Source organism: Microcystis sp. Msp_OC_L_20101000_S702, assembly GCF_007095705.1.
GTDB lineage: Bacteria > Cyanobacteriota > Cyanobacteriia > Cyanobacteriales > Microcystaceae > Microcystis > Microcystis ichthyoblabe_A.
Genome location: NZ_SFBO01000048.1, coordinates 70,093 through 86,445 on the forward strand (window position 1 = coordinate 70,093; position 16,353 = coordinate 86,445).

The 16,353-nt window shown below is 37.7% G+C and carries 12 protein-coding genes; all 12 read left to right on the forward strand.

Features of this window, described 5'->3' with window-relative positions:
- Positions 1–423 precede the first annotated feature (423 nt).
- The 12 genes from EWV60_RS05435 to EWV60_RS05490 all read left to right on the forward strand — a co-directional run bounded on the left by EWV60_RS05435 (position 424) and on the right by EWV60_RS05490 (position 16,344).
- Entirely contained in the window at positions 424–1,770 is a 1,347-nt protein-coding gene (locus EWV60_RS05435; protein ID WP_287231460.1) for a glycoside hydrolase family 10-like protein, read from the forward strand.
- Positions 1,771–2,174: 404 nt separating this feature from the next.
- Positions 2,175–2,933 carry an N-acetylmuramoyl-L-alanine amidase gene (locus EWV60_RS05440; RefSeq protein ID WP_002750577.1) on the forward strand — a complete coding sequence of 253 codons (759 nt, stop codon included), beginning with the start codon at positions 2,175–2,177 and terminating at the stop codon, positions 2,931–2,933.
- An 85-nt stretch (positions 2,934–3,018) separates the two neighbouring features.
- Positions 3,019–4,569 (forward strand): glucosaminidase domain-containing protein, encoded by a 1,551-nt coding sequence (locus EWV60_RS05445; protein WP_272104899.1) that lies wholly within the window; start codon positions 3,019–3,021, stop codon positions 4,567–4,569.
- A gap of 49 nt (positions 4,570–4,618) precedes the next feature.
- The gene (locus EWV60_RS05450; protein ID WP_130756674.1) at positions 4,619–5,521 is read left to right on the forward strand and encodes an N-acetylmuramoyl-L-alanine amidase; all 903 of its coding nucleotides are present in this window, start codon (positions 4,619–4,621) and stop codon (positions 5,519–5,521) included.
- A gap of 27 nt (positions 5,522–5,548) precedes the next feature.
- Complete coding sequence (locus EWV60_RS05455; protein WP_002750571.1) at positions 5,549–6,364, forward strand: LysM peptidoglycan-binding domain-containing protein; 816 nt, start codon at positions 5,549–5,551, stop codon at positions 6,362–6,364.
- A 141-nt stretch (positions 6,365–6,505) separates the two neighbouring features.
- Positions 6,506–7,414: a hypothetical protein gene (locus EWV60_RS05460; protein ID WP_002776149.1), complete on the forward strand. Its 909-nt coding sequence runs from the start codon at positions 6,506–6,508 to the stop codon at positions 7,412–7,414.
- Between the two features lie 9 nt (positions 7,415–7,423).
- Positions 7,424–8,266, forward strand: a complete 843-nt coding sequence (locus EWV60_RS05465) for a 3D domain-containing protein (RefSeq protein WP_002776150.1) — start codon at positions 7,424–7,426, stop codon at positions 8,264–8,266.
- A 41-nt stretch (positions 8,267–8,307) separates the two neighbouring features.
- A complete protein-coding gene (locus tag EWV60_RS05470; protein WP_002750566.1) occupies positions 8,308–9,105 on the forward strand; it encodes a DUF2272 domain-containing protein in 798 nt (265 codons plus the stop codon).
- A 42-nt stretch (positions 9,106–9,147) separates the two neighbouring features.
- Positions 9,148–10,635, forward strand: coding sequence for a hypothetical protein (locus EWV60_RS05475; RefSeq protein ID WP_287231468.1), 1,488 nt, complete (start codon positions 9,148–9,150; stop codon positions 10,633–10,635).
- Positions 10,636–10,693: 58 nt separating this feature from the next.
- Complete coding sequence (locus tag EWV60_RS05480) at positions 10,694–11,695, forward strand: hypothetical protein (protein ID WP_287231470.1); 1,002 nt, start codon at positions 10,694–10,696, stop codon at positions 11,693–11,695.
- 149 nt (positions 11,696–11,844) lie between these two features.
- Positions 11,845–12,825: a DUF3616 domain-containing protein gene (locus tag EWV60_RS05485; RefSeq protein WP_287231472.1), complete on the forward strand. Its 981-nt coding sequence runs from the start codon at positions 11,845–11,847 to the stop codon at positions 12,823–12,825.
- A 396-nt stretch (positions 12,826–13,221) separates the two neighbouring features.
- Positions 13,222–16,344: a DEAD/DEAH box helicase gene (locus tag EWV60_RS05490; protein WP_287231473.1), complete on the forward strand. Its 3,123-nt coding sequence runs from the start codon at positions 13,222–13,224 to the stop codon at positions 16,342–16,344.
- Positions 16,345–16,353 lie beyond the last annotated feature (9 nt).

The window sequence follows — 16,353 nt, forward strand, 5'->3', positions numbered from 1 at the left end:
GGTTCGTGGCTCAATTCAACCTCGATAAGTCTAATATTTAATTACACCTCCCGACTTATGTATTTTTTTGTTACATTTAAGTATTTTTTGCTTATCTATAGTTATCATTGAATAACTTAAAGTGTTCCCCAATGATTTCCCTAACTAACCGATCTTTGCTCCCAAACCCTTTGTCCTTGACATTACGTCAATAGGAGGAACCATCGGCTCTTGGTTTGCCTGTTTAAGTGTTGCTTTCAAGCTAGGTAAACAGTTGAGTAGTGGTAACTGTCCAGCAATAGTTGGGGTCGGTTATTGACTATATTTTGCCGTGAGCAAATTCTGAGAATTAATCAGAACTAAGTGCGCTTGTCTGTCTTCCGAACCCGTCGCTGCTGCGGATTTGAGGTTCATTTGTCCTTTGTCTGAGAGAGAGTAAAAAATATGCTGCACATTCATATTCTTCAGGATACGTTTTTCAAGTCTTCCACAGCTTTTTCTGAAACCCTCAATAGTGGGCAAAAATTCTTAATCAAAGCGGGAACTAAACTGCCAATTAAGTCCTATTCTCGCCAAAATAATCATTATTCTGTCAAGTTAGCCGCAGAACAAGGTTCAGTGGGGAAAGCGGGATTTTTCTTTGATGATCATGTACAAGTAGAAGAAATACGGGGCGTTTGGCTCACCAATGTTGACAGTGATATTCTCAAGTCTAAAGATAACCTAAAAGCTGGGTTGGAAAAACTTAAAAATTTAGGATTTAATACTCTTTATCTAGTAGTTTGGAACAAAGGCTATGTGTTTTTTCAATCACAAATTGCTGATAATGTTTTCACTGCCGATAAGGAAAAACTCAAAAAAGTCAACCTTGAAAAAGAGTTAGTCGGTAGAGATCTACTAGCAGAAATCATTGAGATTAATCAGACAGAAAAGTATAACTTTCGGATTATTGCTTGGTTTGAATATGGTTTAATGGTTCCCCCAGCTGCTCCCTTATTTGCCCAAAAACCAGATTGGTTTATGCTTACTCATCAACAGAAAAATACCGTTGATGGTGATGGAAATTGCCGCTTAAATCCCGCTCATCCTGAAGTTAAAGATTTTTGGGTTAGTCTTATTCGTGAAGTAGTTAAAAACTATGAAATTGATGGTATTCAATTAGATGATCACTTCGCTATTCATCACGCAAAATTCTTGCCTAATGGTACTAAAAATTTTGATTTTAGCATGGGGTTTGAATCCTTTACTATCAAACTTTTTCAAAAGGAAACTGGTTCAGTTAGTCCCTTAAGTAACCCCCAATTAGCGAAATTTAAAGATTGGCGTAAGGAGAAGTTAACTCAATTAGTGCGATTGATTTTTAAAACCATTAAAGCGGAAAAAGACGATTGTATTCTCTCCATTTCTCCCAATCCTTTAGGATTTTCTGTTGATCATGCTTTAGCTGATTGGGAAGCATGGGAAAAGGAAGGATTAATCGAAGAACTGGCATTGCAAACTTATCGTGGAGATGTCCAGAGTTTTGAGAGAGAAATCGATAAATCAGAGGTAAAAGCAGCGCGGGAACATATTCCCACCGTCATCGGTATTCTCACAGGTTTAAAACCCAGTGATAGACGAGTAAATTTCCAATTAATTCAAGCACAAACGCAGGAGAGTCGTGAGCGAGATTTTGCCGGTTTTGCCTATTTTTTCTATAGCAGTTTATTAGACCATATTCCCACCACAGAAACCGTGGCTGACAGGGAGAAGAAATTGGCTCAAATTCTTGCTACCGATCAATTTGTTTAATTTATTCTTTAAGATTCAAAATTATCCATAAAAGTAGCTAAATTCATGACTTAATCTTCTCTTTCAAAAACTAAAAAGTTGGACGAATGATCCTTGAAATGCAGTTTTTTCAGCCTTGGGTATTGCCACAGGAACTAAGCTATTTCATGGCTTGCCCGCTTTAGTCTCTGATACGCTAAAAGCTACAAGGAGTCAAGTTAATGGTTAAGAAAAATAATTGATTGTATTCCTATTCTAAAGCTTAATTTAGAATAGCATTATTGCTGCCAAACTTTCTAGTAAAAATTGCTATAAGACAATAGTAAATTTTTGTAAAAATATGATTTTTATTAGTTCAATTGAGGTAGAGTATATTCAGAGAAATTGATCAATAAATAAACATTAAAGAAACTGGAGGTATACAGATGAAATTTGGGATTGATATGGGTCATAATTGCCCACCTCATGACATTGGCGCATCGGGAGTTAGACAGGAAGATGTTGTCATTAAAGAGGTGGGTACTCGGCTAATTGCTAAATTAGCCGCAGCGGGTCATTCAGTAATTAACTGCACCCCGACCAGTGCCGTTAGTCTTAATGATTCTTTGCGAAAAAGAGCCAATAAAGCCAATAGTAATAACGTTGATATTTTTGTTTCTATTCACTTTAATGCCTTTCAACCCACCACCAAGGCAATGGGATCGGAGGTTTATGGTATTAGTCAAACTTCTCAAGCGATCGCTAAATCAGTTTTGACGGAAATTGTCAAGCTAGGATTTAAAAATAGAGGAGTAAAAAATACCCGTTTTTCTGTGTTGGTAAATACTTCAATGCCGGCAATTTTAATTGAATGTTGCTTTGTGGATTCCCAAGCAGACATGGATCTTTTTGATGCAGAAAAGATGGCAGAAGCGATTAAAGTTGGTTTAATTGGAGATGCTGATGACAACTCCACACCAGAGCCAGCTACCCTAAGAATTACTCAAAAAACTGTTCTTAAACCCTCCACAGAACAATCCTCTGAATTAGAGGCAAGTACCTTAGTTGGGATTGAACCGGGAGATTATGCCGTGTTGGATGTGCGCTTGGAAGAAAGACATTTTTGGGTGAAATGGCCTGATAAAAGTCAGGCTAATCGAGATGAACATTTCATTTTTGAGGAATTTGCCAAGATCGTGCAATAGACAGAAATTTATCGATTTATTTCTCAAAATAAAGGGAAATATATCAGCAAAATAATTGATTTTCTACCGCTTACAGGAGACAGCAATGGCTTTACTAGATGACTTAGTTCAACAATATGCTCAAGCTGATTTGTCCATAATTTTTCGAGAAGTTGACGCTACCGATAATCGGCAAGTTAACTTAACTGCAATTCCTCCCGATCATTTTAGTCATTTAAAAGAAGTTTCTCTGGCTCAATGGCTATTAGAGTCCGCCAGAGCCACCAGTAAACTAGCCGAGGACCAGAAAAACTTCGCTGGTTTAAAATGGCGCAAGGAAATGACTCCTTTTGCTACTCCTAAATCGATTAAAGTACCTTCTGAATCGGAAGCGATGGACTTTTGCTTATTCACGGATATTGACAATTTTCTGCGAGGTTATTGGAAATTTTTAACCCGTGAACCCTATAAAGGATTAGAAGAAAATACTCAAACTCCTGAAAACTTTATCGGTTTTATTCAAAGTAAAGGCTTTGCTGCAGATATAAGTTATGTAAGCAAAGTGTTAAAACTTGTTCCCGAAGCGAGGACTTTACTAGCAAAAGCCAACGGAATTGTTATTCCACCACTCCCTGATACCTTACAAGTAACCAGTTTTCCCAAGGAAGTGGAAGTGGGACAAAGTTTTCGGATTGAAGGAACCGCCGCCGCTGCCGACAAAGGCAAAAAACTCACCGTTTTAATTGATAATCAATTCCCCCTAGATGATATTAAAATAGAAGAAGGAGGAGAATGGAAAGCCGAATTTGTCTTCTTACAAGCAGGCGATCGCATTGTTAAAATAGCCATTGATAATCAAAGTGTAGAAATCAAAATCAAGGCTTCTCCACCGAAGGCAACAGGTGCAGTTACCCTGAATTTAACGGGAAGTGTCGGATTAGGAGGAATCAACCGAACAGCCGATAAGATTGCAGTTAAACAGCGATTACATTCCCTCGGCTATACTTTTGTCGGTGATCCTAATAGTGCAGCCTTGAATACAGGTTTCATTCTTGCTATTAAATTATTTCAATCGATTATTGCAGGGAGAGAAACTCTAGGTGGAGATGGACGAATAGATGTGGACAATACCACTCAGAAATGGTTAGAAGCGGCCAATGCACCTCGTTGGCAAACCATGCCCGATAGTAATCCTTCTATTAGCTTAATTAATCATGAGAAAAATCAAACCAATGATGATCATGATTTTGGAACAAGTTGGTTAGCAGATGCCATCTTAGAAATTGCTGCTGACTATCATAATACATTCCGAGTTTCTAATCCTAGTAGTGCCGCTTTTTCTATTAATGATGTTAGTAAACCCACAGGAGGAGACACCCCCCAACACGCAGGCCATGAAACGGGTTTAATGTGTGATGTAAGGCTTCCGCGCACGGATGGACAACATGGCGGAATCACTTGGGAAAGTGACAATTTTGACCGAACCGCAGCACGCGCTCTGATTAAAGCCATGCGACGACAAAAACTGGTTAGTCAAGTGTTTTTTAATGATGCGACCCTGAAAGATGAAACTTTTTTGGGACAAAAACTATGCAATTTTGCTCCTGGTCATGATAACCACATTCACTTTGCTATTCGCCCTCCCGTGAGAGCTTAGTTTAATTGATTAAATAACCAGATAATTCAATAATTGAGAGGTAAAAACTATGGGAATTGTACCGACAGCATGGATGCCTAACTGTTCGATGAAAAGAATCATTATTCACTGGACAGCAGGGGGACATAAAGCATCTAGCAACGATAAATCTCATTATCATATTTTAATCGAAGATGATGGTAAGTTAGTGCGAGGAACTCACTCAATTAAAGATAATGTTTCTACCGCAGATAATGTTTATGCGGCTCATACGGCACTGTTTGGTACGGGTTCAATCGGAGTTAGCGTCTGTTGTATGAGTGGTGCGGTGGAAAAACCATTTAAAGCAGGAAGTTTTCCGATGAAACAAACCCAATGGGAAACCATGGCGCAGGTAGTAGCAGAACTATGTGATTTTTACGATATTGAAGTAACAGCTAAAACCGTTTTAGGTCATGGAGAAGTAGAACGTGAGTTTCCTAATAAACCCCAACGCGGAAAATGGGATCCAATGGTTTTACCCTGGGATACATCTTTAAGTAAAAGACAGGTGGGAGATCAATTTAGAACCCTAGTCAAAACCAAATTAACGGGCGTTTCTGGTTTAGTGGAAACTCCGGCTAGTATCACAGCAGTTGTTCAAGGAAAACCCTTCCGAGAAGCGCAGATATTTAATGAAAAAAGTATCGTCAAGATTCGTCCTTTGCTAGATACTTTTAATTGGCAAATTATTACTGCCAATGATCAAGAAGTGATGGAATTAAAATTTGCTGATGGAGAAGAAGCAAAATCCTTAGGATTTTTGCTGATTGAACACAGCAATAAACCGATGGATATTCCCGATGGAACTAGCCAACAAGAAATCATCAAGAAAATTGAACAATTCGGCTTTGTGAAAATAGTAGATTTGGCACAAGCACTAAATCTTTCTGTAACTTGGGATGGTACAACTCGGACAGTAACAATTGAGTAAAGATCGATAACATCAGGAGATGATTTTATGCAAACCTACACGATTAAATCGGGAGATACCCTCAGAGGAATTGCTTTAAAATTTTATGGTGATGCTTCAAAATTTGTGGTAATTCAAGAAGCCAATGATATTGCCAATCCTAATCAAATTTCCGTGGGACAAGTTTTAGAAATTCCCGAGCTTGCCGATGACAATGACAATAATCCCCTAAAAGATTTTCATCGGGCTTTTCCTAATAGTGTACGCTGGCGATTGGCAGAAGATGGAGTGGAAATTGAAGGTAGCGGCATTGAGCGAACCAGTGGTCAACCGGCGACTGCTACTAAAATTTGGAATAATTTTTCTGATGAAATTAATCAATGGTCAAAACATTTTAATGTGCCAGCAGTAATTATTATTGCCACCATTGCCACAGAATCGAACGGAAAAGCAGACGCTATCCGCAAAGAACCGGGTTATGTATCTGATTCTATCACCCCTCATTTGATCAGTGTTGGCTTAATGCAAACATTAATTTCTACGGCCAGAGGTACATTACATAATTCAACCATCGATCGAGATGACTTAAAAAATGCCAGTATTTCTATTAAAGCAGGAACGTCATTTATTGCCGATCAACGCTTGAAAACTTTGTTAGATCCCCCCAAAGTTGCCTGTGCTTATAATGCTGGTTCTCTATTTGAAAACAAAAATTCCAATAATCGTTGGCGAATGCGTCAATTTCCCATTGGTACTTCCGCACACTGCGATCGCTTTATTAAATTCTTTAACGATGCAGTCTTTGTTTTGAAAGGAACCACTACACCTGTTAGCGTCGGCTATCAACAATTTTATCTAGCTTGATTTCCTTGGCTTTCTTGGGGTTCTGATCATCAATTCAGTTTGCAGCCCTCAAGCATCAATTTTAGTCAGTCATGTCCAGTTATCTAGTTAGAAGAAATTTGTCTTTCTATTTATTTCAAGATTTCAAGGAGTGGTAAAGCTGTGTTATTCAAGCTTTTTCAGCGATTCATGATCTTTGGATTTACTTTAGTAATAATCTTATTTTTTCAAGCAAAAATCCAAGCTCAAACCGTTTGTCAAATAGTACCGACTTCTCAGATTTCTTCTATCGATCAGGCTAAATGTTTATTGCGTCAACCCAAAATTTTTGGGAATGTAGGACTAACTTTAACCAGTTTACCTGCTCCGTTTGATCAACTCTTAACTAGACCCACCATCGATATCAGTAAAGAGCAATTAAGACGATATCTACAAGCTCAAGGAATTAACGAAGCAGACATTGGTGGTTCATTAGATAAACCAGTTTCACGAACTAATAATAATAATCCCAGTGCAGAATTGGCTCGTTATTTTATTATTCATGATACCAGCACTCCTAATTTGGGAAATGATCCCCTTCCCAATAATATTAATGAAGCTAGTTGGAGGTTTAACAACTTCAATCAATATGGTAGTGGCGACAATTCTCCCGCGCATATTATTATTAATCGAGTAGGAGAATCCATCACTCGTAAGGATTTTAATATCCCTTGGCGTTCTACAAAACGAGAATCGGATCAATTTTGTGGGGTGAATAAATGTAAGGGTTTATTCTTAGCAGTTGAATTAGTTCAACCTAGAAGATGTCAACCAAACCCTGGTCAATCTCAATGTTCTCCACCCAGAAAAAATGATGCTAAATCGCCCGATCCTGGCTTTACCAAAGCTCAATTAGATCGCCTAGCAGTTGTTTATATTGCGGCCAGTGTACGGCGCGGAAAATGGTTAATTCCTGCTTTTCATGTTGTTCTTGATCAAATCGTACCGGGTGGACATGATGACCCTCAGAATTTTAACCTAGACCAGTGGTCAAAACAACTTAATGACATTTTAACTGAAATTCGTTCTTAGGAACTAATTATGAACAAATATTTGCAACACTTACTATTAATTATCGCAGGGATTTATCTAGTTATTATGAGCAGCTTTGTCTCTCCTGCATTTGCACAAGTTAGCTATACTTCCCCTTCTCAAAAGGATAAATTTGTTCCTGTTCTAATTGCCCTAACTGAATCTCAAATTATCTTTGATTTTCCTGAACCGACAGAAGGCGTTAAAGATAAAAAATTGACCCTATTTTCTACTTTCTACTTTGTTCATCAAGCTCAATCGAGTAGTGCGACCGATGCCATTGCCTTAAAAAATTCCAGTGGTACTTCTTTAGGCGTTAAACTGTCTAAAAAAGACTGGTGTACTGCCGCTTTAGAAGGCACTGTACAAGTTAAAACGGATAGCAATACCCTTAAAACCTTTAACTTTGCCACAACCGGAACAACCGCTCAAACCAATTGTAAACCCTTTTTTCCGAGCTTAAAAGAGGCCATTATCCGAGCCATGAATCGCTCTTTATTTGCCCCAGCTAAAGGATTTTTTGGAGATGGTTCAGGAGGCTTTATCTTAGTTCCTTATCGTACCATTGCCGTTGATAAAACCGTGATCCCTTTAGGAACAGTTATTTATATTCCTGATGCAAGAGGAAAAGAAGTCATTTTGCCTTCGGGAAAAAAAGTGAAGCATGATGGTTATTTCTTTGCGGCGGATGTGGGGAGTGCAATTAAAGGAAATAAGATTGATACTTTTTTGGGAATTACTAATAAAAATCCCTTCTCCCATGTTAAGAGTGATCCTAGCAAAACCTTCACTGCCTTTGTGATTACTGATACCCGGATTAAAAGTGCTTTAAATACACTGCACAAATCCTAATCGTTCAATCGTTCTTTATTTTCTCAAGGAGACTTTATATCATGGCTGACAAAACCCTAAAAGCTTTAGTGAATACCGTCATCAAGGCTTTACCTCAAGATAGCAGTACCTTAACAGATTCCCAAAAATTTCCCTTAGCAAAAGGGGATACCCTAGCCATCAAACAATATCGATCCGCTCCTAATAATCACTGGGAAATTCAATTAGAAACGCCTCGTGATGGTATGACTACTTGGTTTGCTTTTATTTCTCATGTCGAAATTTTTGTCGATCAAAATTTTAAGCAAAACTTAGTTAATATTGCTACTCAAGAATGGGAATTTTTTAAAAAAGGGACAAGAAAAGAACGAGAAGATGGGTTTTGGCAACGCATTGTTACCTATTGGAAAGAAGCTCTAAATCGTAACGATATTGACACTCGTTTTGATGTGGGTAACGTACCTTGGTCAGCAGCATTTATTTCTTGGATCATGACAAAAGCAGGTGCGGCCGATAAATTTAAGCGAGATGCGAGTCATTCAGTTTATATTCGAGATAGTGTTAAAAAACGCAAAGATCAAGTCATTAATGCTCCTTTTGTGGCTTTTAAAATTGATGAAGTAACTCCAGAAATTGGTGATTTAGTTTGCGCTCCTCGTCAATCAGGAGTTACTTATGATACCACTGACAATTATATTTCTCATTGTGATTTGGTAGTAGCAAAAAGAACGAATGAAATTGATATTATTGGAGGAAATGTCAGCGATTCAGTTACCCAAAAGACCCTAAAACTTGATACCAATGGTAAAGTAAAGGACACTACTCGACCTTGGTTTGTTGTCATTAAGAATTTGCTTTAATACTTTTCCTATCCTTTCCTAATCTCTTTCAAGGACAAAACTATGGCAACTTTACAAGACATTGTTAACGATAACAAAACTCTGACTCGTTCCCAACTAAAAGCGGATCAAGGGTTAGTAAGAGAAATTCAAACTAAACTAGCTAACTTAGGGTTATACCCCGGTGGACAATGGATTGATGGTGATTTAGGCACTGGAGATACTTTTACTTGGCGAGGACTCAAAGAATTTTGTCAAGCCTTGGATTTATCTGGACTTCCTTCTGACACAGTGGCAATTAATCCCAATATTGCTACTAATTTACTTGACACAAAACAGCTACCTTTTATCTTAGATCAAGCCAAAGATACTAAATTTATACTTAACAAATTAACCACCATCCAAGATAATTCAATCGCACCGGTTAATATTGGGGTAACTCAGTCATTCGTCGCTAGAACACTGCGGAATTCGCCTTTTGCCATGGAAGTGGACGACTATCCTGAACACTTAAAACAGAAACCAGACGGGACTAATTTAGTTTCCTACGGAACTAATTTTACTCTCGTAGGATCAGGGAAAACTATTACTTTTAGCGATTATCCCCAACGGGGAAACTTACCCAATATTGACACAAATGGCTTAAATTTTCTGGCCAGTAACATCTCTCATGCCTGTGTATGTGTGGGAAGTTTTGGCGATGGCAGCAGTCCAATCAAAACCCATTGGTTAGGGAAAGATGCCTTTAATCCAGAACAATTACTCAGTGCCACTAAATTCATTGGAGTTCTTAACACAATTGAACAAATTAATAAGAAATTCCCTACAGTTGATGTTGATAATTGTGTGATTGAACCAGCTAATTCTCCCAAACCTAAAATTTTTGATCTGGTGGTTGATATGGTTTCCTATAGAAAAGATGCTGATGGTTCTCTGGGACGCTCGAATCAAATTGGAGCCTTGTTTAAACGCTTTACTAAACGAGCGGATTTGGAAGCTTGGCTAAAAGCTCAAACGGGAAATACCAGTTGTAAATTTACTGGGGGATATTTTAATCCTTCTCTGATTAAAGATCCAATTATCAAAGATTTAAGTAGCAGTGCTACCGTCTTAAGATCACCAGTAGATAATACCACGGGAACAAATGATGTATCGACTTATGATTTAGTGCGTTTAATTACGATGTTAGGATGGCATCTACATTTAACTACTAATACTCGTTTTATCGGCAGTCAATGGAATAGTTTAGAAACCGTTGTTCGTGCTATGGGAACCGATGCATCACGATATATTGATGTTGCTTTAGAAACTTTAGGTGTGATAAATTTGATTAGTCAACCTGTGGTAATTTCTAAAGTTGGCTTCGGTCCTAGTTCCTTTGCTTATGTAGCTTTCGTCAAATTTGTTGATAATCGTGTGCAACCAGCTAAACTGAGAACTTTCTCCTTAGCTCTTCGTACTCCCAACGGTTCCGACAGGGAAAGAGATACCAATTTAGCCGCCGCTGTCACCGAAATTGTCCGCCGCATTTTAACCGAAGAATTGGCTTAATTTGCTTTGGTCATAACTAAAAACAAAAACTTGTAAAATCAATAGTGAGGTCTTAAAAATGAACCTAGGAACCCTTCTCGAAATTATTGTTGCTCTAATTTTTATCTACTTAGCTTCCAGCCTTATTATCTCCGAATTACAGGAACAATTGGCCGCCTTATTAGAATTTCGGGCTAGAAATTTAAAAAAAGCTCTGGAAATATTCTTGGGGAAAAATACGGTGGAATCTTTGTACAATAATGGATCGTTATTATCAAGTTTCAAGCAATACACTAATTTTGGGAAGTCAGTTGGTCCTTCCTATGTTGAACCAAAAGTTTTGGCAGAGTCTCTAATTAGTCTAGTTAATAGTCAACTTTCAGATAATGAAAAATTATTAAAAGCGGATTTCTTAGGAAAAAATCTTGTTGAAGAAAAAACAGGAATTTTTAAGAAGTTAGCTAGTATTTCCGATTTCTCTAAAATAGACAAATTAGCGATTGACAGATTGATAGAAATAGGTTACAGTACCAAACTCAAACATGACAATCCAACTCTGGAGAATTTTGTTGATGAAATAGCCAACACTTTTACTCAAATTATGGAGCGAACATCGGGGGTATATAAAAGAAATGCCAAGGGGGTATCTTTCGCTTTTGGTTTTTTAGCGGCTGCCTTGCTCAATATTGATAGTTTTTATGTCATTGAGCAACTATTCAAAAATTCCAATTTAAGACAGGGAATTAATCAGGTAGCGACAGAAGTTTTTCAAACTAATGAATCTTGTTTTAAAGACGCTAAAGATGATCCTAACAAAGTCGCTGAGTGTATAAAAAAATTACAAGCCAGTGTCAAGGACTTAGAAAAAATTAATCAACCTTTGCCGCTTGGTTGGAATGAAAAAGGATGGTTTAATGGTGAACAAATAAAAGAACAAAATGGCTTGTTACAAGCTATCTTTGGCTGGCTAATGACAGGAGTAGCCGTGGCGATGGGCGCACCTTTTTGGTTTGATATTTTAGGGAAGTTTATCAATGTGCGTAATACTGGCAAACCCATATTACCTAATACTCAGAAATAAATAATTATGGCTGTCAGTTTAACGATTTTTAATCAATCTTCAAACCAATCCTTTCTCAAATTATTTCTAGTCATTTTTTGTCCTTTTATCTTTTATTGCCTATAATTTTCTTAATCCTCACTTTTCTGGTTAACAAGGAGAATACAATCATGCAACCTCTCAACTTTTCTATTATCCAAGAAATCAAACATCAGGGAATTTGTGATGCTTCTGCAGCCACTGCTTTAGGAGAAAATAAATTTGTTATTGGTAATGATGAGGCAGATGTAGAATTAGGTAATATTCTCTGGATTTATTCCTCTCAAGAGTCGGGAAAAGCGCTGGAAACCATTGACATTAATGGTTGGCTAAAAAACAATCCTAAAAATAGAGAAATCGACTTAGAAGGGGTAACTGTGCTAAATGACATAATCTATTGGATTACTTCTCATGGCCGCAATAAAAATGCTGAACGAAAACTCCCTCGTCATCAATTTTTTGCTAGTAAAATTACCGATGACGGCTCTAGTATAGTTCAAGTGGGTGAGTCTTATACTCAGTTAGTATTGCGCGATATTATCGAAGACTCTCAATTGGCTAAAATATTTGATTTCAAAACAGCAGAAACCAAAGCTCCTAAAGCTGAAGGAGGATTAAATATTGAAGGTTTAACGGCAACTCCAGACGGAAATATCTTAATCGGTTTTCGTAATCCTGTCCCCAACGGTAAAGCTCTTTTATTACCCCTAAAAAATCCCAAGAGTTTAGTTACTAATTCAACCACGGCTAAAGCTGAATTTGGTGATCCTATCCTGCTAGATTTGGGAGGATTAGGAATTCGTAGCCTTGAATTTTGGCCAGCTTTAGAAGTATATTTAATTATTGCCGGAGAATTTCATGGAGGCGATCAATTTGTTTTCTATACTTGGTCAGGAAAAAAAGAAGATGCACCAGAAAAGATAGAATCACTGCAATTCCCTGACGGTTTTCGTCCAGAAGCTTTGTTGTTTTATCCCCATTTCCCAGATCGCTTTCAGATTTTAAGCGATGATGGTACAATCGAGCGAGTTGGTAATACTCCCTGTAAAGATATTATCGATAAAAATAATCCCAAAAAATATTTCCGCAGTATTTGGGTAAAAGTTAATTAATACCAATTCTCACCCATAAAAACTACAGATCGAATTATCGAATTTAAGTTCCCATTTTTAAGGGAGATGCCGAAGGTAGGGGGATCGAACTCTTGTAGCCGGATTTTGGAGAATTGCTATAATTAGCCATCCTTCTTAGTGGAACCTCAACAAAACCTAGAACAAAAATAGCTTTAAACCCATATAGGGATAAGCTTTAAGCTCAAAAAAACCGTTGATCACGTCTTCTCAATGGTTTTTTATCCTAGAAGCTCTATTAACCTTTTTCTCTTATCCAGAGGACTTCTGGGTTCGCAAAGGGACAAAAAAGTGTGGAGAATCCTCCCATAATCGCTACAATTTTTCTAGAGGCTAAGTCTTGCTCTCATTTAAGTTCTTTTGTACTAATTAAAAACCATGAAAATTCTTCACGGTACTTGGATTCCTCAATCAACGGACGAATTTATTCAGAAGGGTAGCTTTTATCTTTGGGGAGAAACTAGCACCCCGAAAAAGAGTCGCAGCACTGCTAATAATTATCATCCTTTTCAGTTAAGCAAAGAAGAATTAACTAGCTTTCTCACTGGAGAATTAGGAATAGTTCAATCGAATTATAATCCTCTTAGTCGGCAAATTGTCCCCCGCTACTTTCTTTTACCTAGCCAGGATAATCAACCTGTACCCTCCTTAGAATTACTGCGTTATCTAGAAAAAGAACCTCCAGAAAATAGCCAATGGCAATCTTGGCAAATTGATTGTTATCCCCTTAATCCTGTACTTAAACTGCTCAATGATCTGCACTTTATCTGTCTTTACAACTCCTCAGAGATTCAGTTAGGTGCAGATTTACTTTTTTGGTATCACTACAGTCAAGCTTTTAAAGAAATAATTCTCAAAGATAACTATATTCCTGCCTTTAAATATCGAGAATTAGCCACAAATAACCAGAAAAACGCTAACTTTGCTATCTATCCTCTTTGGGAAATTATATCAGCAACCTACGAACCCAATCTTGATCGCTATCTCGAATATCTTCCCCGCATTTGTCTTGCTGGTGCTGAAAATCCCCATGCTTCACCACAATTATACGACCCCAACACCCTACTCCGGCACTTCTCGGAATGTCTCCTCAATGAAATTGTCACTAACACGGCAATTCCTGCCAGTTTTGAGAAAAAAATTAGCGAGACAATTATAGGTGATTGCTTCTCTGTGACTAAAACTGCCGGATTTCTGCAAACCGCTGCCGCTTTAGAAAAATATCAACAGTGGCAAACTTGGAGACAGCAATTACTAGGAGACCAAAATATATCTAATTTTACCCTGGGTTTTAAACTAACCGAGGCCCCAGAAAATAATATTGAACAGTGGCAAATTACTTTTATCCTCATCTCTAAACAAGACCCCTCCCTGCGATTAGAATTAGACGAATATTGGTATGCAGTACCCGAAACTAGAACAAGCATACGAGCGCATTTTGGTCAAGATTTAGACAAAAATATTTTACTAAGTTTGGGTTATGCTGCCCGTATTTATCCCCCCATTTGGCAAGGATTAGAAACGGATAAACCGACGGGATTTTATCTCAACCTTACAGAAGCTTTTACTTTCTTAAAAGAAACTGCTTGGATTTTAGAAGATGCGGGATATAAGGTAATTATTCCCGCTTGGTGGACTCCCGAAGGCCGTCAACGCGCTAAAGTTCGGCTAAAAACCACTTCTAAATCAGGCAAATCTACCCCCGTTAGTAAAGGGATTTTTAGCCTCGAAAACATCATTGAATATCAATATGAATTAGCCATCGGTGAAGAAACCATTAGTCAAGAGGAATGGCAACAATTAATTAACACCAAAACACCCTTAGTTAAATTTCGAGGTCAATGGGTAGAATTAGAACAAAATAAAATGCAGCAAATGCTAGATTTTTGGCAGAAATATCAGCAGGAAAATCCTGAGATGAATCTGATTGAATTAATGAAAAAAGCTGCCGAATATCCAGAGGAGATTATTGTTGAAACCGATGATTTTTTAGGTTCTATGCTAGAGAAATTACAAAATCCTAGTCAACTAGAACCGATCAAAAATCCTCCCCAATTACAAGGAACGCTGCGGGAGTACCAAAAGCGCGGAGTTGCCTGGATTCAATACCTAGAACAATTGGGGTTAAATGGTTGTCTTGCTGACGATATGGGACTGGGAAAAACCCTACAAGTAATTGCTAGATTGATTGGGGAAAGAGAGGGAGATAATAATGTTTTACCAACTCTGCTAGTTGCACCCACTTCCGTGGTCGGAAATTGGGCAAAAGAAATTGAAAAATTTGCCCCCCATCTTCAGGTTTTAATTCACCATGGTAGTAAGCGCTATCAAGATGAGAACGAATTTCAGACAGTAGCTAGTCAAAAGGATATCGTCATTACTTCTTTTACCTTAGTTCGCAAGGATTTGAAATTATTTAACTCGCAATCCTGGCAACGTTTAGTAATTGATGAAGCACAAAATATCAAAAATCCTAAAGCGGCACAAACTAAAGCAATCTTGAGTTTATCTGCACAACATCGTCTCGCATTAACGGGAACTCCAGTAGAAAATAGACTGCTTGATTTATGGTCAATTTTTAACTTCCTTAACCCTGGTTATTTAGGTAAAGAAACTCAATTTCGTAAAGCTTTTGAAGTGCCAATCCAAAAACAAAATGATCGTCTCCAGTCCACGGTTCTCAAAAAATTAGTGGAACCTTTTATTCTGCGTCGGGTAAAAACCGATAAGCAGATAATTAAAGATTTGCCTGACAAAGTGGAAAACAAACAGTATTGTAATTTAACTAAAGAACAAGCTTCTCTCTACGAAGTTGTTATCAAAGAAGTGGAAAAACAATTAGAAGAAGCGGAGGGAATAAAACGCAAGGGATTAATTTTATCTACCCTGATGCGCTTGAAACAAATTTGTAATCATCCCCGTCAATTTTTACAGGATAACAGTGCTTTTACTCCTGAGCGATCGCATAAGTTAGAGCGTTTGGGAGAAATGCTAGAAGAAGTAATTTTAGAGGGAGATAGTCTGCTAATTTTCACTCAATTTACTGAAATCGGTGACTCCTTACAAAAGTACCTCAAACAAACTTTTCGCTATAATACTTATTATCTTCACGGGGGGACTTCTCAACCAAAACGAGAACAAATGATCGAAGAATTTCAACATCCCGAAACAGAACCTTCCGTATTTATTTTATCCCTAAAAGCTGGGGGAGTGGGGATTACTTTAACCAAAGCAAATCATGTTTTTCATTTTGATCGTTGGTGGAATCCTGCGGTGGAAAATCAAGCAACCGATCGCGCTTTTAGAATTGGTCAACAAAAAAATGTTTTCGTGCATAAATTTGTCACTTTGGGAACCTTAGAGGAAAGAATTGATGAAATGATCGAGGAAAAGAAAAAGGTAGCTAATGCTATTGTTAGTAATGATGAATCCTGGTTAACGGAATTAGATAACGAAAGTTTTCGTCAGTTAATCGCATTGAATAAACAGACTATTATTTAATCGAGGTAA